Below are 1,759 nucleotides of genomic sequence, written 5' to 3'. Positions count from 1 at the left end.
AAAAGGTGGGGCTTCGAAGATTGACATACAAGTTATTTTTATCATTAAAACTTAAAATGTCCAAAATCTAATTGAAGTCCCAATCGCCTTCACCCCCCCTTAAATCCATCAAAAAATATTTAGGAACAAAATTGATTTTATTAAAGTTTCTATTTTATTTTTTTAACAAAAAACACAAATCTCTCAATCTTTTAAAATATTTTATAAAGCTTAATCGAAGTCACACCTTACTAATTTTTACCGAAAAAGCCCTAAAAAAACTAGCCAAGCGTTTTTAAAACGGTTATACTTTCATCAATGATTAAAAATAGCTTATTTAATAAGCTAATAAATATAAAAATTTAAATAAAACATAAAATTACTTGACAGGTAAGCTGCAATGCATTATCATTATTTTAGACACCAGACACCAGACACCAGACACCAGACACCAGACACCAGACACCAGACACCAGACACCAGACACCAGCACTGGCAAACCTACGTCTTAAATTTATCATCTAAACGCATTAGACAAGTTTTTACTGTTGTTTCCTCTATTTTCTCGAAGTTATTTCTCAAGTTATTGTCAAAAAATTCCCAAAAAATCCCGTTAACATTGATATTGTTATTATTATCATGCTCATGGAATTTGCAGGCATTAGCAGGTAAAAATAGCCGAGTGGTGAATAATCGTAGTGATAGCATAATATTGCCGCCACTACTACAACAGGGGGAAATAAAATACGTAAGGCCAAATTCGTGCCCTGGTAATTGCGACGGCGACGGCGACGGCAGCAGCAACACACGTTATTTAAGTCCTGATATGGAGTACAGAAAAGGATTTTTGGTTAAATCAACCAATCCAGCAACATATTCGCTTAATTTTCCAACCACAGGTGCCGATGAACTTTATTTTGAGTTGTACATAGAGGGAATAGGTGTAGAAGAATTGATATGGGAGCCCGTTTCGCATGAAGGGATAACCGCCAGCATGAAATTGATGAAGCGGGGTGATTTTAACCGATGGTTGTATCACTGGAGTGATCTGGATATTCTAGATGATAATGTCACATTAATACGCGTTACATTAACAGGCCCAGAAGGGTTTTCTCAACGGCATAATCCCTATCCAAGTCGAATTACCGTGCCAAGGTTACCGCAGACTTTTGAGCTAGTGGGTAAAAATAGTCATGGTAAAGCGATAATAAAATATGGATTTGTATTGCAGAAATGGTTTGTTAGCCGCCGTCATGCTACTACTCGTCACCTGCAAGAAACATGGTGTAATAACATAGGTTATCGGCTTGTAAGAGCAAAAGATCTGACTAATGCTGTCTGCATAGAAGAAAGTCCAGGAAGCCTCCCGTACACTTGTGGATCTGTTGTTGGCGCCACGCCGTCATCAAATTTTAAACATGCTGATCGTCGGATTGGTGCTGGTATGTTCGGAGAGTGGGGGGACTTAACAGAGTATAGATGGGATAATGGAGGGAATAACTACTGTAAACAAAACCTTCATGACCCAGGATGCTTTGGATGGGCTTCCTGGGTAAGTGATTTTCATGCTGATGTTGATTATAATCCTAATAATAATCCGAATTGGAGGCCATTTCATGCTTCGTACTTTGTTAATTTACAATATGATGGTTCAATAAGTGATTATATTGACCAGCCCGGTACTGGTGGTGGTTCTGGTGCATTATGTGTTACTCCTTAGTCTTTAGCGCTTAATTATTAATTTTTGCGTTGTAGGAGAATAAAGGATAACAGATAGAAG

1 protein-coding gene is annotated in these 1,759 nt (G+C 37.6%); it reads left to right on the top strand.

Going from position 1 to position 1,759, the window contains the following annotated elements; translation table 11 throughout:
• The first annotated feature begins 379 nt into the window (after nt 1-379).
• Entirely contained in the window at nt 380-1,699 is a 1,320-nt protein-coding gene (locus GQ593_RS13245) for a hypothetical protein (protein WP_160432456.1), read from the top strand.
• Nucleotides 1,700-1,759 lie beyond the last annotated feature (60 nt).

The organism is Gilliamella sp. Pas-s25, from assembly GCF_009795885.1.
In the GTDB taxonomy this organism is placed as follows: domain Bacteria; phylum Pseudomonadota; class Gammaproteobacteria; order Enterobacterales; family Orbaceae; genus Gilliamella.
The sequence above is the reverse complement of the archived record's forward strand: the minus strand, read 5'-3'. Positions and strand labels throughout refer to the sequence as shown.

Excerpts from the sequence above, each read along its gene's own strand:
- GQ593_RS13245 (WP_160432456.1), top strand. The coding sequence starts at position 380 with ATGCATTATCATTATTTTAGACACCAGACACCAGACACCAGACACCAG.